Annotated in this window: 17 protein-coding genes; 14 read left to right on the plus strand and 3 right to left on the minus strand. The window is 60.8% G+C overall.

Annotation, left to right across the window (positions count from 1 at the left end):
• Nucleotides 1-19 precede the first annotated feature (19 nt).
• From CFBP1590_RS13385 to CFBP1590_RS13450, 14 genes are all read left to right on the plus strand, one after another.
• Nucleotides 20-2,422, plus strand: a complete 2,403-nt coding sequence (locus CFBP1590_RS13385) for a TonB-dependent receptor (protein ID WP_088235225.1) — start codon at nt 20-22, stop codon at nt 2,420-2,422.
• Between the two features lie 347 nt (nt 2,423-2,769).
• On the plus strand, nt 2,770-4,152 hold the full coding sequence (locus CFBP1590_RS13390; RefSeq protein WP_088236411.1) for a diaminobutyrate--2-oxoglutarate transaminase: 1,383 nt from the start codon (nt 2,770-2,772) through the stop codon (nt 4,150-4,152).
• Nucleotides 4,153-4,364: 212 nt separating this feature from the next.
• Nucleotides 4,365-6,173 carry an IucA/IucC family protein gene (locus tag CFBP1590_RS13395; RefSeq protein WP_088235226.1) on the plus strand — a complete coding sequence of 603 codons (1,809 nt, stop codon included), beginning with the start codon at nt 4,365-4,367 and terminating at the stop codon, nt 6,171-6,173.
• Nucleotides 6,166-7,383: a type III PLP-dependent enzyme gene (locus tag CFBP1590_RS13400; protein ID WP_058432861.1), complete on the plus strand. Its 1,218-nt coding sequence runs from the start codon at nt 6,166-6,168 to the stop codon at nt 7,381-7,383. The genes CFBP1590_RS13395 and CFBP1590_RS13400 overlap by 8 nt, the downstream gene beginning before the upstream one ends.
• A complete protein-coding gene (locus CFBP1590_RS13405) occupies nt 7,380-8,822 on the plus strand; it encodes a DHA2 family efflux MFS transporter permease subunit (protein WP_058432862.1) in 1,443 nt (480 codons plus the stop codon). The genes CFBP1590_RS13400 and CFBP1590_RS13405 overlap by 4 nt, the downstream gene beginning before the upstream one ends.
• A gap of 20 nt (nt 8,823-8,842) precedes the next feature.
• Nucleotides 8,843-10,720 (plus strand): IucA/IucC family protein, encoded by a 1,878-nt coding sequence (locus tag CFBP1590_RS13410; RefSeq protein ID WP_088235227.1) that lies wholly within the window; start codon nt 8,843-8,845, stop codon nt 10,718-10,720.
• Nucleotides 10,720-11,493: an HpcH/HpaI aldolase family protein gene (locus CFBP1590_RS13415; RefSeq protein WP_167383092.1), complete on the plus strand. Its 774-nt coding sequence runs from the start codon at nt 10,720-10,722 to the stop codon at nt 11,491-11,493. Before CFBP1590_RS13410 ends, CFBP1590_RS13415 begins: the two co-directional genes overlap by 1 nt.
• Nucleotides 11,494-11,497: 4 nt before the next feature.
• Nucleotides 11,498-13,366 (plus strand): IucA/IucC family protein, encoded by a 1,869-nt coding sequence (locus CFBP1590_RS13420; RefSeq protein WP_088235229.1) that lies wholly within the window; start codon nt 11,498-11,500, stop codon nt 13,364-13,366.
• Entirely contained in the window at nt 13,356-14,276 is a 921-nt protein-coding gene (locus CFBP1590_RS13425; protein ID WP_088235230.1) for an ABC transporter substrate-binding protein, read from the plus strand. Before CFBP1590_RS13420 ends, CFBP1590_RS13425 begins: the two co-directional genes overlap by 11 nt.
• Complete coding sequence (locus tag CFBP1590_RS13430; protein ID WP_088235231.1) at nt 14,273-15,262, plus strand: FecCD family ABC transporter permease; 990 nt, start codon at nt 14,273-14,275, stop codon at nt 15,260-15,262. Before CFBP1590_RS13425 ends, CFBP1590_RS13430 begins: the two co-directional genes overlap by 4 nt.
• The gene (locus tag CFBP1590_RS13435; protein WP_088235232.1) at nt 15,255-16,286 is read left to right on the plus strand and encodes a FecCD family ABC transporter permease; all 1,032 of its coding nucleotides are present in this window, start codon (nt 15,255-15,257) and stop codon (nt 16,284-16,286) included. Before CFBP1590_RS13430 ends, CFBP1590_RS13435 begins: the two co-directional genes overlap by 8 nt.
• 10 nt (nt 16,287-16,296) lie before the next feature.
• Nucleotides 16,297-17,088, plus strand: a complete 792-nt coding sequence (locus CFBP1590_RS13440) for an ABC transporter ATP-binding protein (RefSeq protein WP_088235233.1) — start codon at nt 16,297-16,299, stop codon at nt 17,086-17,088.
• Nucleotides 17,085-17,861 (plus strand): IucA/IucC family C-terminal-domain containing protein, encoded by a 777-nt coding sequence (locus CFBP1590_RS13445; protein WP_058432870.1) that lies wholly within the window; start codon nt 17,085-17,087, stop codon nt 17,859-17,861. The genes CFBP1590_RS13440 and CFBP1590_RS13445 overlap by 4 nt, the downstream gene beginning before the upstream one ends.
• On the plus strand, nt 17,852-18,508 hold the full coding sequence (locus CFBP1590_RS13450) for an RraA family protein (protein WP_043303547.1): 657 nt from the start codon (nt 17,852-17,854) through the stop codon (nt 18,506-18,508). Before CFBP1590_RS13445 ends, CFBP1590_RS13450 begins: the two co-directional genes overlap by 10 nt.
• A gap of 74 nt (nt 18,509-18,582) precedes the next feature.
• Here CFBP1590_RS13450 and CFBP1590_RS13455 read toward each other — a convergent pair whose 3' ends face one another.
• The 3 genes from CFBP1590_RS13455 to CFBP1590_RS13465 all read right to left on the minus strand — a co-directional run bounded on the left by CFBP1590_RS13455 (nt 18,583) and on the right by CFBP1590_RS13465 (nt 21,641).
• Nucleotides 18,583-19,020 carry a response regulator gene (locus CFBP1590_RS13455; protein WP_004882237.1) on the minus strand — a complete coding sequence of 146 codons (438 nt, stop codon included), beginning with the start codon at nt 19,018-19,020 and terminating at the stop codon, nt 18,583-18,585.
• A 126-nt stretch (nt 19,021-19,146) separates the two neighbouring features.
• Nucleotides 19,147-20,373 (minus strand): pectate lyase family protein, encoded by a 1,227-nt coding sequence (locus CFBP1590_RS13460; protein WP_231991846.1) that lies wholly within the window; start codon nt 20,371-20,373, stop codon nt 19,147-19,149.
• A gap of 320 nt (nt 20,374-20,693) precedes the next feature.
• Entirely contained in the window at nt 20,694-21,641 is a 948-nt protein-coding gene (locus tag CFBP1590_RS13465; RefSeq protein ID WP_025996231.1) for a sugar-binding transcriptional regulator, read from the minus strand.
• Nucleotides 21,642-21,651 lie beyond the last annotated feature (10 nt).

Raw genomic sequence — 21,651 nt, forward strand, 5'->3', positions numbered from 1 at the left:
ACTACGAGAGCTTCCCTACATGTCCGCAGTGCCTCCTTATCGTTTACGTCCGCTTTTGCACTTGAGTCTGTTGCTGACCCTCAGTTCCAGCCCGCTGTTCATCTCCAACAGTTGGGCGGAAACCTCGGGGCGCCGCGCCTATGAGGTTCCGGCAGGCAGTCTGAGCGCCGCGCTGACCCGTTTCGCCGGCCTGGCCGGTGTGAATCTGTCGGTAGACCCTGCACTGGTGAACGGACGCAACAGCGCAGGCCTGTCCGGAGACTTTGCGGTCGAGGAAGGCTTCGCGCGTTTGTTGCAAGGCTCGGGCCTGCAATTGATGCCGGTAGGCGAACAGGCCTACACGCTGGTCCCGGCGCCGAGCAGCGGCAGCCTGGAACTGGCGCCCACCTCGATTCTCGGTGCCGGCGGCACGACTGATGGTCAGGCCTATGCGGGCGGTCAGGTTGCCCGCCGTGGCTCGCAAGGCATGCTCGGCGCGCGGGACTTCATGGACACGCCGTTCAGCATGACCACCTACACCCAGGAAGCGGTCAAGAACCAGCAGGCCCGCACGCTGGGTGACCTGATCGCCAGCGACCCTTCGGTACGCGCCACCAACCCGGCGGGCGGACGCTACGAGCAGTTCACCATTCGCGGCCTTAGCCTGTTCAACAGCGACGTTTCCTACAACGGCCTGTACGGCATCCTGCCGACCTACACGATCGACATGGAAATGGCCGAGCGCGTGGACATCCTCAAAGGGCCGAGCCAATTGGTCAACGGCATCTCGCCGCGTGGCAGTGTCGGCGGCGGCATCAACGTGGTGCCCAAGCGCGCCACAGACAAGCCGATCACCGAGTTCACTGGTAGTTATGCCTCCGACAGCCAAGTTGGCGGTGCAGTGGACATCGCCCGCCGCTTTGGCGACGAAGACAAGTTCGGTATCCGCTTCAACGGCGTCAAGCAGTCCGGCGATACCACTTGGGACCACCAGAGTGTTGACCGCCAGATGGCGGTCCTGGGGCTGGACTTCCGAGGTGAGCGTCTGCGCCTTTCGACCGATATCGGGCACACCGAACGCAACACCGATGCGCCACAGGAACGCGTCCAGATTGGCCCGAACGCCAAGGTGCCGAACGCCAACGATGTGCGGGACAACTACGCGCAACCCTGGAGCAAGGCACGCACCGAGGACACCTTCGGCATGGTCAACGCCGAATACGACGTCAACGATTCCGTGATGCTGTACGGCGGCGTGGGCGCGCGCAAAAGCGACCATGACTTCCTGCGCCATGCGGTTTCGATCACCAACAATGCGGGCGACTTCAGCGTTCAGCCGCGCGACTTCACCCGCGACGAAAACGTACGCACGGCCACGGCCGGTGTGCGCAACTGGTTCAAGACCGGTCCGGTCAGCCACGAAGTGAACCTGGCGGCCAGCTACTTCTACATGGACTTCGAGAATGGCGGTGCCCGCTACGCGGCGTCTCCGAGCAACCTGTTCAACCCCGTCGACACGCCGACGCCCGCCAACCCGACACGCAGGGATGACAAGGTCTACACCGAAAACCGCTTCAGCGGTCTGGCGCTGTCCGACACGCTGGGCTTTTTCGACGATCGCCTGCTACTGACCCTGGGCGCACGCTGGCAGCGGGTCAAGGTCGATGACTGGACCAACAACGTCAAGGGCGACACGGCGTACGACGAGGAAAAGGTCTCGCCGTCGGGCGGCATTCTGTACAAGGTGACCGATGAGCTGTCGGTGTACGCCAACTACATGGAAGGCCTGAGCCAGGGCAAGATCGCACCATCGACCTCGATCAACGAAGACGAGATCTTCCCGCCCTTCATCAGCCGTCAGGTCGAGGTGGGTGCCAAATATGACCTGGGTTCGTTCGCCTTTACCGGCAGCGTGTTCCGCATCAAACAGCCCGCCTACGAAACCAATGCCGCCTCCCGCGTGTTCGGCCCTAACGGCAAGCGTGAGAACAACGGCGTAGAGCTGACCATGTTCGGCGAGCCGCTCAAGGGTTTCCGCCTGCTGGGCGGCGTGATGTACATCGACAGCGAACTGAAAAACACCACTGGCGGCACATTTGACGGCAACCGTGCGCCTGCCACGCCCGAATACAACGTCAATATCGGGGCCGAGTGGGACGTGCCGACCGTACAGGGCCTGACGCTGACCGGGCGGGGCATCTACACCAGTTCCCAATACCTGGATCAGGCCAATACCAAGGACATCGATTCGTCCGAGCGCTTCGACGTCGGCGCGCGCTATGCCTTCAAGGTCGATCAGAAGACCGTCACGCTGCGGGCCAACGTCGAGAACGTCATGGACAAGCGCTACTGGAGCTCTGCCGGCGCCTCTGACGACAGCGAGCCTGGTCTGACGCTCGCAACACCCCGAACCTATCTGATCTCGGCCACTGTGGGTTTCTGATCCATCACTCATGCGCTGCCCAGGGAAGGGCGCCTGCGCTTCACGACTCAATGCGCAACGACTCTGACAGAGAGAACGCCATGCAAAGTGCCAGTTGAATAAATAAATAGCTCACTTATAACGTAATCAAAGTGCGGCCTTCAAAAAGGCAATAACCGATACGCCGACGTTGATGAGTCCGGACGCGTTGAATATATCCAGCGTTAGTTGGCGTAATGCTGTGCGCCTCTCATTAAACAAGCACGCATGTATTGTCATATTAAATTCAGAATTAAATTTCAGTAACGGACTTGCAGTTTTCTGGAAATGAGAATAGTTTGCATCCCGAACTTAGCGAGGGTTACCCCATGTTGAATGATGGCTTATTGCAGTCTACTACGTCTTCGCATAAAACCAATGCCAACTATCTGGCCCGGCAGGCGAGATTTGAATCCAATGTAAGAAGTTACCCGCGCAAGTTGCCTCTGGCGATTGCCAAGGCACATGGGCTCTGGGTAACGGATGTTGAGGGCAACACGTATCTGGACTGCCTGGCCGGGGCCGGAACGCTGGCGCTGGGGCACAACCATGAAGCAATCATGGCCAGCCTCGACGGCTTCCTGACCTCGGGTATGCCGATGCATACCCTGGACCTGACCACGCCGGTCAAGGACGCTTTCAGCGAGACATTGCTGAGCCTGCTGCCTGGGCAGGGTCGGGACTATTGCCTGCAGTTCTGCGGCCCGTCCGGCGCCGATGCGGTGGAAGCCTCGATCAAGCTGGCGAAAACCGCCACGGGGCGCAGCAACATCATCAGCTTCTCCGGCGCTTACCACGGCATGACCCACGGCGCTCTGGCGCTGACCGGCAACACCGGGCCGAAAGATGCGGTCGCCAGCCTGATGCCCGGCGTGCAATTTCTGCCGTACCCGCACGAATACCGCTGCCCGCTGGGCCTCGGTGGCGAGGCCGGGACCGAAGCGCTGAGCTACTACTTCACCCAGTTCATCGAAGACGTCGAAAGTGGCGTATCGCTTCCGGCTGCGGTGATTCTGGAAGCCGTGCAGGGCGAGGGCGGCGTCAATCCCGCGCCGGACAGCTGGCTGCGGCAGATCCGCGAAGTGACCCGTAAACACGGCATTCTGCTGATCCTTGACGAAGTACAGGCCGGGTTTGGCCGCACCGGCAAGATGTTCGCCTTCGAGCATGCCGGTATCGAACCGGACATCATCGTCATGTCCAAGGCAGTCGGTGGCGGTCTGCCGCTTGCCGTGCTGGGCATCCGGCGTGAGTTCGACGCGTGGGCACCGGGCAATCACTCCGGCACCTTCCGCGGCAACCAGATGGCAATGGCCACAGGTCTTGCCACGCTGGAAGTGCTACAGCGCCAGAACCTGGCCGGACAGGCCGCCAGACGCGGGCAGTGGCTCAAGGATCAACTGACGCTTTTGCAACCGCATTACCCGGCCATGGGGCAGGTACGTGGGCGCGGTCTGATGCTCGGCATCGAGATCGTCGACGAGCGCAAACCTGCAGATCGTCTCGGCAGTTTTCCGATAGACGCCGAACTTGCGCTGGTCATTCAGCAGCAGTGTTTCAAACAGGGACTTTTGCTGGAGCGGGGTGGCCGTAATGGCAACGTGATCCGCCTGTTACCACCGCTGATCATCACGGACGAACAGTGCCAACTGGTTATCCAGCGATTCGAAGAGGCACTCAAGGCCGCGCTGAGTCAGTTGCGCACTCAATAACTTCATCACGTTATTGTTATTCAAGACAATCTGGACCGGTCAGAACTTCGGGCCGAACGAACGTAGCGTATTTGCTGACAGGGTTTATCTGGCCATGGCGTGCCGAGTGATAAGCCGGGCAAATGCTTGAGTTGTTTTCGCAGCAGATGATTATCTGACACTTTGTTGCGATGTCACTTAGACAGTCAGCGTAAAGCGACTGTGGAGCAGACATGACTAATACCGATCGCACCGTTTTATCAACTATGGTGAGCGAGCTGGCGACGACCCGCGCGTTACTCAATTGCCTGATAAAGGAATTTGCACTGCCGGAACACTGCCTTCATTACACCTGGCCGCAGGGCATGCAGGGCATCGCGCCTGGGTGTTTTGTCGATGGCGGCCAGTGGAAAGGCATCCCGCTGACCATCAGCCTGCCCAATAAACAACAGTTCTTCGTGCTGGTGGATCGTCGCGACGGTCTGGGCAGCCACCGCTACCTTTCCGATGTCTATGCACGGCGTGGACAGGGCAGCTGGCAGTGCCCGGCATTTCCCGAGTTCGTTCAGCAACTGCTCAGCGCCTGTGAGCACATGACCCGCGCCAGCAACGACGAACTGCTCGATCAGGTCATGCAAAGCCAGCACCTGACGGCCGCCATCGTGGCCCACAACATGGCGGGTGAGCACCCGGAGCCGTTGAGCGGTTACCTGGCCAGCGAACAGGGTCTGTGGTTCGGTCACCCCAATCATCCCGCGCCCAAGGCACGGCTGTGGCCTAAACATCTGGCGCAGGAAACCTACGCGCCGGAGTTTCAGGCGAAGACCGCGCTTCACCTGTTCGAAGTGCCGATGGAAGGGCTGCGGATCACCTCCAACGGTCTGAGCGACACACAGGTCATGGCCGGTTTTGTCGATCAGGCAAAGGCCCGTCCCGGACACGCGCTGATCTGCATGCACCCGGTGCAGGCTGAGCTGTTCATGCAGGATCGTCGCGTACAGCGTCTGCTGGAGCTGGGTGAGGTCACAGACCTCGGCACGACCGGACCACTGGCCAGCCCGACGGCTTCGATGCGCACCTGGTACATCGAAGGCCACGACTATTTCATCAAGGGCTCACTGAATGTGCGCATCACCAACTGTGTCAGGAAAAACGCCTGGTATGAGCTGGAAAGCACGCTGATCATCGACGAACTGTTCCAGCGCCTGCAGCAGACGCAGCCAGAAACCCTCGGTGGACTGTCCACGGTGGCTGAACCGGGTTCGATGAGCTGGGCACCCAAAGGGGTCGGCGAAACCGATGCCCACTGGTTTCGCGAACAGACCGGCGCGATTCTGCGGGAAAACTTCTGCCTTCGCTCCGGTGCCGACCGCAGCGTGATGGCGGGCACCTTGTTCGCTCGCGACCTGCGCTCACGGCCGCTGGTGCATGATTTCCTGCAGCGCTTCAAAGGCTGGGAACTTGGTGATGAGGACCTGCTGACATGGTTTGATCAATACCAGGCCTTGCTGCTGCGCCCGGTCATGGCGCTGTTCTTCAACCATGGCGTGGTGATGGAGCCGCATTTGCAGAATGCCGTGCTGATTCACGATAACGGCCAGCCTCGACAGTTGCTGTTGCGCGACTTTGAGGGCGTCAAACTCACCGACGAACTCGGCATCAAGTCCATCGAGGTCGGGCTGCACCCGCGCATTCGCCAGTCGCTGACTTACTCCCGCGAGCAGGGCTGGAGCCGCATCACTTACTGCCTGCTGATCAACAACCTGTCCGAGGCCGTGCTGGCCCTGAGTTGGGAGCGGCCGCACCTGGCGCCGTTGATGTGGCAGCAGGTCGAACAACAGCTGCGCAGCATTCGCGAGGAACTGGTACGTCCTGCGCCGGAACTGGATGCATTGATTGCAGGCCACTCGATTGCCTGCAAGACCAACCTCAAGGTGCGTCTGGCGGCCAAGGCCGACCGCGAAGCCAATTACGTGCGTCTGGCATCGCCGTGGGGCGAGGAAGCGCGTTACGCCGAGCAGGAAGAGGTGCGTTATGCATAAGTTGCCTGACACGGTGCGTGCCGCCATAAACGAGGCCCGGTCGCTGGAGACGGATCCGCTGGCTGCCTTCGTTTACGATCTGGACGCCCTTGAACAGCATGTGAGCGAGGTCATGGCAGCGCTGCCTGCTGGCGTGGAACTGTATTACGCGATCAAGGCCAACAGCGAAGCGCCGGTACTGGCGACGCTGGCTCCGCTGGTCAGCGGTTTCGAGATTTCCTCGGGAGGGGAGATCGAGCGGGTGATGGCGTGTCCGATGCGCAAACCCTATGTGTTCTCAGGCCCCGGCAAGCTGGACTCGGACCTGCGCAGCGCGCTGCTGAACAAGGTTGAGGCCTTCCATGTGGAGAGCCTCAACGAAATCGAACGTCTGCAGCGACTGGCGAGCGAAGTCGGGCGCGTGCAGCCGGTGTTCATCCGCATCAATCCGCAGTTGCCGCCCACCCAGTCGAGCCGACTGGCCATGGCCGGAACCGCCACGCCATTCGGCATCGACGAAGCGGACCTGGCTGAAGCCGTGCATCGCGTGGACAGCGCCAGTCACTTGTCGCTCAAGGGCTTTCATGTGCATGCCATGTCGCACCAGCAATCGGTCGAGCGACACGAGCAATTGATCGATCTGTACCTGCAGCGCTGGCCGCAATGGAAAGCCCTGACCCGTCACCCGGAGCAGGTCACCCATTTCAACGTGGGCGGCGGTATTGGTGTCGATTACCTCAGCGGTCAGCGCTTCGACTGGCAGCGCTTTTGCCGTTATCTGGAAAAACGCCTGGGCGAGGAGGCCGATGCGCCGATCCTGCGTTTCGAGCCAGGCCGGTTCATCAGCGCCTATTGCGGTTATTACGCGATTGAAGTGCTGGACATGAAAACCAGTCACGGCGAGCACTTTCTGGTGTGCCGCGGCGGTACCCATCAGTTCCGTCTGCCGGTGGCCCAGAGCCATGATCACCCGGTCATTCATCTGCCCAACGTGCCACAGACTGCCGAATCCGAGGAAAAGGCCTGCACCGTGGTCGGTCAGCTATGCACGCCCAAGGACGTATTGAGTCGCAAACATCCGTTCAAGGGCGTCGAGATCGGTGATCTGCTGGTGCTGCCGTTGGCGGGCGCCTATGGGTTCAACATTTCCCATGTGGATTTTCTCTGCCATCCGCGTCCGGCGCAGCATTTCATACGCAACGGTGAACGGATCCGGGAGGACCTTCGGTGAAATCCGGCTTCAACGTCCCGCGCAGTTGGGTGGTGATCAACGTTTTACTGGGCACACTGACCGTGAGCCTGAGCAACAGCTCACTCAACCCGGCGCTGCCCACGTTCATGGAAGCGTTCCGGATTGGTCCGCTGATGGCCACCTGGATCGTCGCCGCGTTCATGACCAGCATGGGCATGACCATGCCGCTGACCAGCTTCCTCAGCCAGCGGGTCGGGCGCAAGCGTCTGTACCTGTGGGGTGTTGCGCTGTTCATCGGTGGGTCACTGCTGGGCGCACTGGCCAATTCCATTGCGCTGGTCATCGCGGCGCGGGTGGTGCAGGGCGTGGCCAGCGGACTGATGATTCCGTTGTCGCTGGCAATCATCTTCGCCGTGTATGAAAAGCATGAGCGGGGCAGGGTGACCGGGCTTTGGAGCGCCGCCGTGATGCTCGCTCCGGCACTGGGACCGCTGTGCGGCAGCCTGCTGCTGGAGTGGTTCAGCTGGCGCTCGCTGTTCCTGATGAATGTGCCCATTGGCCTGCTGGCGTTGTTGCTGGGCGTCGGCGTGTTGCCTGCGTCCGAACCTGCGGAACGCAAGCCTTTCGACCTGATTGGCTACCTGCTGATCGCGTCAGGGATCGGCCTGCTGATGGTGGCCATCAGTCGCATGCACCATGCCGAGGCGCTGTTGGACCCACTCAATCAGGCCATGGTGTTGGTCGCCGTGGCCTGCCTGATCGCGTTTGTCCGCGTGGAACTGCGTCGCAAGGATCCGTTGCTGAACCTGCGTCTGTTTAATCTGCGCGGCTACCGACTGAGTGTGATCGTCGCCGTGGTGCAATCGGTCGGCATGTTCGAGTGCCTGGTGCTGTTGCCGCTGCTGGTGCAGACCGTGATGGGCTACAACCCGATCTGGACCGGTCTGTCGCTGCTCTGCACGGCGGCGTTCGCCAGCCTGTTCGGACAGTGGGGCGGCAAGGCACTGGATCGGCATGGGCCACGCAAGGTGGTCGCCATCGGCCTGTTGCTGACCGGGCTGTCGACGCTGGCGCTGGGTCTGCTCAAGTCCGATGCGGCGATAGGCGTGGTGTTCGTCCTGATGATGGTTCGCGGCGCCGGACTGGGTCTGTCCTACATGCCCATCACCACAGCCGGCCTAAATGCCTTGCCTGAGCCGATGGTTACGCAGGGCGCGGCGATGAACAACATTTCACGGCGTCTGGTGGCGTCGCTGGGGATTGTCATCGCTTCCCTGTGGCTCGAATTCCGCCTGAGTTCCGCAGGGCCGACCGCCACGCCGTCTGCCATCAGCGAAGTGTTTATCGCCACCGGACTGTTGATTTTCCTGGCTTTGCCTTGCGCCTGGCGCTTCCCCGTCAATGAAGCGCCCGTGAAAGAAAAGCCTGTCAACGACGAGCGCGCCGAGGCACAGCCCGACGCCGTCGAAACCCGATAATTTTCATTTGAGGTATGAACATGGCAACCCCTCTACCGCTGAACCCTTTGCCGCGTGAACCAAAATCCGTCAAAGCCCCGGCAACCGGCGACTGGCTGGCGGATATCGACGCGGGCCGTTATACAAAAGTGCAGCGCCGCGTGATCGGTCAGTTGCTGCAGACGCTGCTTTATGAAGCCGCTCTGCCTTACACCTGTGTATCACTGGATGAGCATCGGCACTTGTTTGTGGTGCCAGCAACCGATTCGGCTCAGGCACCTGTCGAGTACCGCTGCAGCGGCCTGCTCAGCAGCAGTTTCGAACTGATCCGGCTTGAACATGCCAGTCTTGAACGTGTCGACAAGGACGGTAAACGCAGCGTACCGGACTTGCATCAGGCCCTGACCGAGCTGTTGAGCCCATTCCAGGACAGCCCGCATCTGGCGCGCTTCATCCAGGAAATCGAGCAGACCCAGCTCAAGGACCTACAAGCCCGCAATCAGAGCTACAAGCCCGCAAAGCCCGCTCATCAACTGGATGTGGATGCTCTGGAACAGCATTTCATGGACGCCCACAGCTACCACCCGTGCTACAAGTCGCGCATCGGCTTTTCACTGGCCGACAACGTCAAGTACGGACCGGAGTTCGCCACGCCGATTGAAGTGGTCTGGATTGCGGTTGCGAAAAGCAGCGCCTCTGTCGGTCATGTTCGTGCGATGGACATTCAACAGTTCGTTCGTGACGAACTCGGCACACAGCGCTGGCAAGCGTTTGCCCAGACGCTGGCCGCGCAGGGCAAGTCCATCGACGACTATCAGCTCATGCCGGTGCATCCGTGGCAGTGGGACAACGTAACCGTATCGACTTTCTTCCCGGAACTGGCGCGCGGCGAACTGATCTACCTGGGCACCTCCAGCGACCAGTACAAGGCGCAGCAGTCAATTCGTACACTGGCCAATGCCAACGATCCGAAGAAGCCGTACGTCAAACTGGCAATGAGCATGACCAACACATCCAGTACGCGCATTCTGGCGCGGCATACGGTGTTGAACGGGCCGATCATTGCCGACTGGCTGCAACACCTGATCAGCACCGACAGCACGGCTCGGGAGCTCGGTTTCGTGATTCTGGGCGAAGTGGCCGGGGTCAGCTTCGACTATCGCCATCTGGCGGAATCGCGCTCGGCGCAGACCTACGGCACGCTGGGTGCGATCTGGCGTGAAAGCCTGCATCAGTACCTCAAGGATGATGAGCAGGCCGTGCCGTTCAACGGGCTGAGCCATGTGGAAAATCGTTACGGTGATGGAGAGCAGTCGCCTTTCATCGATGCATGGGTGCGCCAGTACGGCCTGGAAAACTGGACCCGGCAATTGTTGCAGGTCACTGTGCCGCCGATCATTCACATGCTCTATGCCGAGGGCATCGGCATGGAGTCCCACGGCCAGAACATCGTACTGATCACCAAAGACGGCTGGCCGCAGCGCATTGCGCTCAAGGACTTCCATGACGGCGTGCGCTATTCGCCGGCACATCTGGGCCGCCCCGAACTGTGCCCGGAACTGGTGCCGCTGCCTGCCAGCCACGCGAAGCTCAACCGCAACTCGTTCATCGTCACTGACGATGTCAATGCTGTGCGCGACTTCTCCTGTGATTGCTTCTTCTTTATCTGCCTCGCGGAAATGGCCATTTTCCTGCGCCAACAGTACCAACTGGACGAAGCGCTGTTCTGGCAGATGACCGCCGATGTGATCCTCGGGTATCAAAAGGCTCATCCGCAACACCGTGACCGTTTCGGCCTGTTCGACGTATTTGCACCGACCTACGAAGTGGAGGAACTCACCAAACGTCGCCTGCTCGGCGACGGCGAACGCCGCTTCAGGCCTGTGCCCAACCCTCTGCATGCCTACAGGCCGCAGTGATGCTGAGGACCAATACGCTCAAGCAGAAGCTCGGCAGACACCAGCCGGTGTACGGACTGATCAGCTCGATCCCGGCGCCTGCCGCCATCGAACTGATCGCCGAAGCCGGTTTCGACTTCGTGATCATCGACATGGAACACGTGCTGATCAACCCGGAAACCGTGGAGAACATGATCCGCGTGGCCGAAAGCTACGACCTCACGCCCCTGGTGCGGGTCGCCGATCTGAACCCGAAAACCCTGCTGCGGCTGCTTGATGGCGGCGCGCAGGGCATCGTGCTGCCCATGATCGAAAGCCCTGAACAACTGGCGGAAGCGATTGCGGCCTGCAAGTACCACCCGCTGGGCCGCCGCAGCCTGAATGCCGGGCGTCCTGGCTCGTTCGGCAAGCACAGCCTGGCGCAGTACGTCGAAGCCGCGAACGCGCAAATCATGCTGGTGGCGATGATCGAGAGCGCCGAAGGCGTGCGCCGCGCAGCCGACATCGCTGCGGTGCCGGGGCTGGACATGATTCTCGAAGGCGCGGCGGATCTGTCCCAGTCGCTCGGCATGCCCTGGCAGATCGATACCCCCGTCGTGCAGCAGGCACTGCTCGACACCTGGCAGGCAGCCAAAGCCGCCGACGTTGCCTATTGCACCATTCCCCGCCAGCCGGGCGACGCTGCTCGCTGGCAGGCTCGCGGGGTCAACGCTTTTGTTCTGGGGGATGAGCGCGGCATTGCCTTTCGTGCGCTTCAAGCCCGCCTGACTCAACATTCTGTAGAAGGAAACTGATCCGATGAATTTCACTTCACATGCCGCAGACCTGGTGATGCAGGATCTGGTCGACTGCCTGCTGGCCGAAGACTTTTTCGGCCAGGAAAACCTGGCATTGCAGGACACCGCCCAATGGCAACTGAGCCACCCGCAGGCTCCGGCGCTGTCCGGGAAAGGCGCCGGCCAACAGGTCTGGGACTGGAACTGCGATGCCGCCGAGCAACGCTTCATCAGCATTGCGTTGCGCCCCGGTATCACCCAGCAATGGGAGAAGGTACCCGGCACGCCGGTGCTGGGCCGTCAGGGCGAGCGTTGGACGCAGTTGTCGCCCGAAGACTTCATGAAGTGGGTGTTCGCCGGCATGGCGACGCGCTTTGCCGACAACGAAAAAGGCCTGTCGCTGTTCCTCGATGTGCTGCGCATCAGTGTCTGGCAGACCGCACTGTCGCTGGATCACAACGTGGACGACCAGAACCTGATGGTCCAGGACGGTCACACCTTCTTCCGTACCATGGAGCAATGGGCCTCGTTGCGTGACCGTCCTTACCATCCGCTGGCCAAAGCCAAGCAGGGCCTGGATGAGCAGCAGTACCGCGCCTATCAGGCCGAGTTTGCCAAACCGGTGGTGCTGAACTGGGTGGCGGTGGACAAGACCCTGCTGCAATGTGGCGAGGGCGTCGCGGACCTGAAGGCGTCTTTCCCGGCCCGTTACCTGCTGCCCACTGACCTGCAGGCCCGGCTCGATCAGGAAATGCAGGTCCGCGGCATTGCCCACAGTCACGTCGCGCTGCCGGTTCATCCCTGGCAGTTCGATCACGTGCTGGAGGCGCAAGTGGGTGACGCGCTGGCCAAGGGCGACTGCCTGCGACTGGACTTTCAGGAAGCGTCGGTATTTGCAACCTCGTCGTTGCGTTCGATGACGCCGTGCTTCGACAGCGCCGATTACCTGAAGCTGCCGATGGCGATCTACTCGCTCGGTGCGTCACGTTATCTGCCAGCCGTGAAGATGATCAATGGCAATCTGAGCGAAGCCTTGTTGCGTCAGGTGGTCGAGAAGGACGAGACACTGGGTCGCTCGCTGCACCTGTGTGACGAGCGCACGTGGTGGGCCTTCATGCCGACTGGCGCCAGCCTGTTCGACGAAGGCCCACGTCATCTTTCGGCGATGCTGCGCCGTTATCCGGCAGCACTGCTGGACGATCCCGAATGCCGTCTGCTGCCGATGGCCGCGCTGGGCACGCCGTTGCCGGGCAGCAACCGGCACTTCTTCGATGAGTGGATGGCGTATCGCGAGCTGCCACGCAATCAGGCCTCGGTGCTGACGCTGTTCCGGGAGTTGAGCCACAGCTTCTTCGACATTAACCTGCGCATGCTGCGCCTGGGCATGCTCGGCGAAGTGCACGGTCAGAATGCGGTACTGGTCTGGAAAGCCGGGCAGGCACAGGGCCTGTTGCTGCGTGATCATGACTCGCTGCGCATCTTCGTGCCGTGGCTTGAGCGCAACGGCATGCAGGATCCGGTGTATCGCATGAAGAAAGGTCATGCCAATACCCTGTACCATGAGCGCCCCGAAGATCTGCTGTTCTGGCTGCAGACCCTGGGTATTCAGGTCAACGTCCGGGCAATCATGGACACCCTGGCGCAGGTCTACGACATTCCGGTCACCGCGCTGTGGACCGTATTGCGCGATGTGCTGGACTACCTGATCACCACCATTGAATTCGACGAGGAGGCCCGCAACATGCTCCGGCACCAACTGTTCGAAGTACCGAACTGGCCACAGAAACTGCTGCTCACGCCGATGATTGCGCGTGCTGGCGGGCCGGGCAGCATGCCGTTCGGCAAGGGTCAGGTGGTCAACCCGTTCCACAGGTTGCGACGTGAGGTCTGACGAGCCTGATCGGCCATCGCGGCGCAAGGTATTGCGCCTGTCGCTGGGACTGTTGGTGTTACCCGGATTGACGCTGCCCGGCATTGCCCGGGCAGCGCCGTTGCGGGTGGTCACGCTGTTTCAGGGCGCCTCCGACACAGCGGTGGCGCTGGGCGTCACGCCCTGTGGCGTGGTGGATTCCTGGAGTGAAAAGCCCATGTACCGCTACCTGCGCCCGGCGCTGGCGGCGGTGCCCCATGTGGGCCTGGAAACCCAGCCGAGCCTGGAAGACATTGTGCTGCTCAAGCCGGACCTGATCGTGGCCTCGCGCTTTCGTCATCAACGTATTGCGCCGTTGCTCGAACAGATTGCACCTCTGGTGATGCTGGAAGAGGTGTTCGAATTCAAGCGCACCCTGGCGATGATGGGCGCGGCCCTGAATCGCCAGCAGCAGGCCATGGCGCTGCTCGGGCAATGGCAGCAACGTGTGACGACGCTGCGTGAACAACTGAAGGCGAGGTTTGCCGGACGCTGGCCCATCACCGTATCGGTGCTCGATGTCCGCGAGGACCATATCCGCAGTTACCTGCCTGCCAGTTTTGCCGGCTCCGTGCTCAGCGAGCTGGGCTTCGACTGGACACCCGCCGCCCGCGAAGCGCAGGGCGTTTCCCTCAAACTCAGCAGTAAAGAGAGTCTGCCTGTGGTCGATGCCGACCTGTTCTTTATCTTTCAGCGTGGCGACAGCAAGGCCGCGCAGAACACATACGAAAAGCTGGTGCAGCATCCGTTCTGGAAACAGTTGCGAGCACCGCAGGACGGCCAGGTCTGGCGCGTCGATGCGGTGGCCTGGAGCCTGTCCGGCGGAATTCTGGGCGCCAACCTGATGCTCGACGAAATATCAAAGGTCGCGCTCGGGACCCGCTCTTCATGAAGCAAGGAACGAGACTGGGCATCGGCGTGTGGGTGCTCATGGTGTGCATGGGGTTGAGCCTTGCGTCAGGGGCCAGCTGGATTTCGCCTGCGGCGATCGTCAACAGCCTCTGGCAGCCTGATGCCTTGAGTGCGACCCAACATGTCCTGTTAGACAGCCGCTTCACCCGTACGCTGATGGCGATTGCCGTGGGTGCGAGTCTGGCCGTGGCCGGCGCCTTGATGCAGGCCCTGACACGCAACCCGCTGGCGTCTCCGGGTCTGTTCGGGATCAATGCCGGGGCGACGTTTTCGATCATTGCCTGTTCGTCGTTGCTGACCCTGACGTCGATGAGTCAGTGGCTGTGGTGCGCTTTCATCGGCGCGGCGGTGGCGGGGTGTCTGGTCTGGGTGATCGGCAATCGGGGGCAGGGCAGCCTCAATCCGCTGCGTATCGTGCTGGCGGGAGCAGCTATCACGGCGCTGTTCACCGCGTTCAGTCAGGCGTTGCTGGTGGTCAATCAGGACGGTCTGGACACGGTGTTGTTCTGGCTCGCGGGTTCGCTGTCGGAGCGCGACCTGAGCACCGCAGCGCCCATGCTGGTCTGTGTGGTGCTGGCCCTGCTCGCCGCGCTGCTGCTGGCAGGGCAGGTCAATGTGCTCAATACCGGCGAAGCCATTGCCACGGCTCTGGGCCAGCGTACCGGGCTCATCCGCTTGCTGATGAGTATCGTGATCATTGCCCTGGCGGGCAGCGCAGTGGCGCTGGCGGGCAGTATCGGTTTCATCGGCCTGCTGGTCCCGCACATGGTGCGCAAGACGGTGTCCATCGACCATCGCTGGCTGCTGCCGGGCTGTGCGCTGCTGGGTGCGACGCTTTTGCTGCTCGCCGATACGCTGTCGCGGGTAGTGATCGTGCCGCAGGAAGTGCCGGTCGGTGTAATGACGGCGCTGTTCGGTGCGCCATTTTTCATTGCGCTGGCACGTCGGGGAGTGCGTTATGGATAAGCACCTGACGCTCCGTTATCGCGGATTTTCCAGACGTTTCAGTCTGGCTGGCCTGACACGATTGCTGGCGGCGCTGGCCTTCACCTTACTGGTCATGCTGGGCTCACTGGCGCTGGGCAAGGTCAACCTGTCGCCTGCCACACTGTTCGACGTACTGTTCGGGCAGGCAGACCAGCGTCTGGTGTTCATCGTCGAGCAACTGCGCATGCCAAGGCTGGCGCTGGCCGCGCTTGTGGGCGCAGCGCTTGCCGTGTCCGGCCTGATCCTGCAGAGCATCATCCGCAATCCTCTGGCGTCGCCTGACCTGCTGGGCATCACCAGCGGTGCCAGCGCGGCAGCGGTGATCTACCTGTCGTTCTTCTCGGCAGCGTTGGGTGCGCAGTTTCTGCCCCTTGCCGCCATCAGCGGTGCCGGTCTGGCAGCATTGGCCATCTATCTGCTGGCCTGGAATCAAGGGGCTTCGCCGCTGCGGCTGGTGCTGATCGGCGTCGGGGTATCGGCTTTACTGGCTGCCGTCACCACCTTCATTCTGGTGTTCAGCCCGTTGACCACCACCTTGTCGGCCTACGTCTGGCTGACCGGCAGCGTGTATGGTGCCAGTTGGCCCGAGCCGCGTGCGCTCGCAGGCTGGCTGGTGGTGGTTCTGCCATTGCTGGTGCTGCTCGCCCGACAGGTGCGGGTGCAACAGCTGGATGATGATCTGGCTCAGGGTATCGGTGTGCGTGTGCAGTGGTTGCGCGCCGGGCTGTTGCTGGTCAGCGTGGCGCTGGCCGGTCTGGCCGTGGCCTGGGGCGGGGCAATTGCCTTTGTCGGCCTGATCGCGCCGCACATCGCCAAGCGTCTGGTGCCGCCGGGGTTCGCCGGACAGGCGCTGATGTCTGCGCTGATGGGCGCCAATCTGGTGATGCTGGCCGATCTGGCCGGACGTACGCTGTTCCTGCCGCTGGACCTGCCCGCAGGAATTTTTGTCGCGGTGCTGGGCACGCCGTTTTTTCTGTATCTCTTGATCAACCAGCGGCATTAAGGAATTTCGGATGGCGTCCATTGCAACCCGTGACCTGACCCTGAGCTATCAGGGCCAGGTCATCATCGACAGCCTTGACCTGCAGCTTCCTGCGGGCAAGGTGACGGTGCTGATCGGCAGCAACGGTTGCGGCAAAAGCACGTTGCTCAAATCCCTGGCCCGACTGCTGAAACCTCAGGCAGGCAGTGTGGTGCTCAATGGGGCTGACATTCATCACAAGTCCACGGTCACCGTGGCACGTGAACTGGCGATCCTGCCGCAGATGCCCAGCGCGCCTGAAGGCATCAGCGTCCGTCAACTGGTTGCGCTGGGCCGCTATCCGTATCAGAACTGGATGCAGCAATGGTCCGCACAGGATGAGGCCATGGTCGAAAAGGCCCTGATGCAGACCGGCATGCACGCCTTGGCCGAGCGCCCGGTGGACGCCTTGTCGGGCGGCCAGCGTCAGCGCGCGTGGATCGCCATGACCCTGGCACAGGACACCGACCTGGTGCTGCTGGACGAGCCGACCACCTTTCTCGACCTGGCCCATCAGATCGAAGTGCTCGACCTGCTGCGCGACCTCAACCGGCAGGAAGGCAAGACCATCGTCATGGTTCTGCACGATCTGAATCTGGCCTGCCGCTACGCCGATTACATGATTGCCGTGCACCAACGCACGGCATTCGCGCAGGGACGTCCTGCCGATATCCTCAGCGAAACACTGGTCAAGCAGGTGTTCGACCTGAACTGCCGGATCATTCCCGACCCGTTTTTCGGCACGCCGCTGTGCATTCCCTTCGGCCGGGAACTGCCGCAATGACGGCTGGGCAAGCCTTCAGCGACGCCGAGTGGGCTTTGCTCTGCGGGCCGCTCCAGCTCAGAACGGCAGAGGCTCGCGACTCAAGATCCTTGCCCGCACAGGACCTGCTGGATGAGGCCGTGTGCAGCGATCTGCTGGATGCACTGGGTCCCGTCATTGGCTCTCCGACGCGGGCGATCACGGCATCCCTGCTGGCCAAGCGGTTCTCCTTTCTTGGCACCGGTGCCTGCCTTTACTCGATGTCAGTATTCGACAAGGGCCTGACCTTGTCGCTGGACAATAGCGTGATCGAGTACGCCCACGATGACGGCCTGTGGACGTCGTCCATGCCGCTGCTGAATGTTGCTCCCTTTGGCTATGCAACCGGAGACCGGGACATCTGGCGTGAATCGATCGTCCGGACCCTGTTCGCCGGATTGCTGAAACCGCTCTGGGAAACCTTCAACCGGGTGAGCGGTATTTCCCGACGCATCCTGTGGGAAAACACTGCCGTGCGGGTGTACTCGCTCTACGAGAAGCGCATGGCCAAGGTCGACGATCCCGTCATTCGTGCGCGTTACGAAGCCGATTTCGACTGGCTGTTGAACCACGCCGATCCTTCATTGTTCGGTCTGGAGTACAACCCGCTGAAGCATTTCATGCGACCACCGACGACATTGCCTTCCGGGCAAAGCATCCGTTTCCGACGCACCTGCTGTTTTTATTACGACGCAAGCAATCCCGTCGAGTACTGCTCGACCTGTCCGTTATTGAGGCCAAAGAAATGCCGATGAATGAGCGAATCGCACCGCGACAGCAGCACATCAGCCAGGACGTGCTTGATCAGTACCGGGACATTTCAGCATCCACCATCGGTCACGTGACCGAGGCGGGCTATCTGCCCGGCCTCAGGCCTGTGTTCGAAGGCGCGCGCATGGTCGGCAATGTGGTCACCGTCAAAGTGGATCTGCCCGATGGCAGCATCCTGCGTGACGCCTTGATCAACAGCGAGCCCGGCGACGTACTGGTCGTCGAATGCACGGGTGATGCCCATTGCGCCTGCTGGGGAGAGTTGCGGACACTGGCGGGGCTGATCAAAGGACTGGCAGGTGTGGTGGTGTCGGGCTCCGTCACGGATGTTGCGGCGTTACGTGCGCATGGACTGCCGGTATTCAGTCGCGGGATCAGCGCCGTTACCACGCGCAGCATTGGGCAGAGCGGGGCGCTCAATCATCCGGTCAGGATCGGCGAGGTCACGGTACAACCTGGAGATCTGGCCATTGGTGACGACGACGGCGTGTTCATTCTGAGCGCGCAGCAGGCAGGCGAACTATTGCCTGAGTTGCTGGCGAAAGAGCAGGCAGACCGTACACGCCGTGACGAATTGCTGGGACGGTTGGTCGAGAAGCGGATGAATGTATCGAAACGCTTCGTGGTGTAGTACCAGTCAGCCAAACCGCTAAAGTCGCGCGCAATGCAATCCGGTTTCATTGCGCGCAATAGCGGCAGAAGGACTCAGTTGGGATCGTCCATGGAGACCTGAGCGATACCTTCTGCGCCCAGGCTGTCCATGATGCCGTTGACCAGTTGCGTGATGGTCCAGGGCTTGGCAATGAACAGTACGTCATCCTTCAACTGATCGCTGCCCGGCGTACCGTGGCCGGACATGACCACGACCGGAATATGCGACCACTGCGAGCCCACCACGTTGGCTAGCGCGATGCCGTCCATACTGCCCGGCATACGGACATCGGTCAGCAGCAGGGCGACCTTGTTGATGTTCTGCTGGAGGTATTTCATTGCTTCGTCGGCGTTTTCCACCGCCTTGGTGCGCAGTCCGACGTCCGTCTCGAGGATTTCACAGACGAAGTCACGGATCGTCTGTTCGTCTTCAACGACCAGCACCAGACCTTCCCCTTGTGCAGGCTTCCCATACTGCTCTGATTGAGCCATTTTTCGTTCCCTCAGCCTTGCATATCACATTCAAAAACACTGCAACGGCGGATCGAACCGTTGCTCATGCTGATATGAGCAAAACAGGGGCGGAAAAATTCATATTTTTCTGAAAATCAGCTCATCTCATTGCTTGGCAGGGCCAGTGGGCAGCGGCTGAGCCTGGGTGCCGGCCACACTGATCTTGCCTGCACCTGCGGTCTGGGGCACCTGTTTGAACGCTACGTCTGCGGGCAACGGCGTAATCAGATAGTCGAGGTGTTGGCTGAAGGCCTGAAGCGCATTGAGGTCTTCAGGGCGGTAGTCGTTGCCGCTGAACTCCTGTTGATTAGGTACGCAAGGTCTGCCGATCGCGGCCTGACACGCGGCGTTTTCGGCTTCGGTGCCTGGCGCGAACAGCGCGAATGCCGTACCGGGCTGTTTGGCATCGAGGTAGAAGGGATGCGTGACATGATCGAAATAATTGCCTTCCACCAGCAGATGCGAGTAAGAGGTTCGCGGCATGATCGCGCCCTGATAACTCAGGTTGGAGTAGACGTTATTGACCAGTTGCACGGTAACGTCGGCATTGGCCATGCCGCCCGCGTGCGGTCCCCGACCGGACGTGTCGTGGATGAGGTTCCTGGCCACGGTCACGGTGTCCGGGTCGCCCAGGAATAGCCACACCCAATAGTGATGGCCGTCGCAAGACGCGGAGTAGGGCGTGCGACCGTCGAACTCGTTGTCTGAAATGGTGATATGAGACGCAGACATCCAGCCGGTGGCGATCATCTGTCTGCCGATGCGCGCGAACGTATTGTTGCTGATCCACACGCCGTCGGTATTTTCGATGATGAGCGCATCGCCAGCCCATACAGTCTGAGGGTTGACATCGGACAGCGTCAGATTGCGAACGATAACGTTGTGGACACCTCCGCCGATGTGCACCGCGATGCCTTGGATGGCAGCCTGACTGCCGACTCCAATCAGCGTTTTGTTCGATCCGACATTGAGGCGTGTCATACCGGCGTTGTCATAGGTCACGCTGGCCGCTTTCCTGTCTTGACAGAAACCATTGAAACCGTTGATTGCCAACTGTCCACCCCCGGCAGGACACGGGTTCACCTCGCACCCCATCTCGGTGGTTGTGGGGCTGCCGTTGATCATCACGCTGCCACGAAAGTCGAAGGCATGATCGATCTCGATGACACGAGGCGTGTCGTCGGAACAATGGCCATGGTTATCGTATGAGCCGCACAGCGCTTTTCGAAGCTCAACGAGCGTGGTCGGGCGTACAGGTGCTGCGTCACCACCGCCTGTGACGTTTTTGGCAAATCCGTCCGGAAGGTCTGCCGCGTGGGACAGCTCAGGCATCAGTAGCCCGCTGACTGTCATCAGTCCAAAAACCAGCAAGCCAAACAGGCCGTGTGCGGGGATAACCCGCGATGTTTTCCAAGAGGCAGGCGATCTCATTCGGTGCGATTCCACGGTTTTGGACAGGCGAACGTCACTCATCGGCTGCATGAATCGCAGCGATGAGCATTTATGGGGATTGGCCTGTTGGTCAGACAGGCGCCCGAGGTTCCACCGAAAGACGGGAAAAGATCAAATGACTAATTATTTAACCGCACGTCCTGACGCTCGTGCGGTAAGGGGCAAAAGAGCCGGTGTTCTTCCTGAGGGCGAGAACCGCTTCAGCTGATGAGTGAACGGGCCGTCGCAAGATCGGTGATCAATACATCCAGATAGCCGCCGTGCAGGGCGCCGCGAATCGCGTTGACCTTGCGCTCGCCACCGGCAAGACCGATGACGCGCTCTATGTTCAGGAGCTGTTCCAGGTCCACCGAAACCACCACTTCCTCGCTGTCCTGCAGCACCGGCTTGCCGTCCGCATCGTAATAGCGCAGACAGATATCACCCACCGCGCCGCGTTCGGCCAGCAGCTTGAGCATGGGCTCGCCGTGATAGTTTCCGCTATTGCGCAGCAGCTTGGACGGTTCAAGCTCGCCAATGCCGACAATTGCAACGGTCAGATTGGAGAAGCGTTCGACGACTTCCCTGACCTCATCCAATTGCAGAATACGGTGACGGCTGTCGACCGACTGCTCGATGCTCTGCGATGGAAGCAAATAGGAAGGGCAGCCCAGCAGCGTCGCCAGTTGCTGAGTCAGCAATGTGGCCTCGAAGGCGCCCTTGTTACCGACACCGCCCAGCAGCTGAACCACTTCAGTGGCCGCACTCTGTTTGGAACTGTGCATATAGCCGACCATCGCGCGAATGGTCGAGCTCCATGAACTGATGCCGATCCGGTCTTTCTCGGTAAGGGTGGTTTCGATGTAATGCGCCGCCGCCGAGCCGATGGCCTGCTTGAGGGCGTCTTCATCTTCGCTGGTGGGCTCGACGACGATCACCTGCCTGACGCCGTAGCGCTGTTGCAGCTCACGTTCCAGATCGAGATGGAAATTCAGCGGACGCTGCACCGAAATCTTGACGATTCCCTCTTTCAGCGCGCGATTGAGCGCCCGACTCACGAACGATTGAGACAGATCCAGTTGCTGTGAAATCTGGGACTGCTTCAGTCCGTCTTCGTAATAAAGCGAAGCAATCTTAGTCAGGAGCCGCTGCTCCTCAAGCATTCTCATCCGGGATCCA

Source organism: Pseudomonas viridiflava (assembly GCF_900184295.1).
In the GTDB taxonomy this organism is placed as follows: Bacteria; Pseudomonadota; Gammaproteobacteria; order Pseudomonadales; family Pseudomonadaceae; genus Aquipseudomonas; species Aquipseudomonas viridiflava.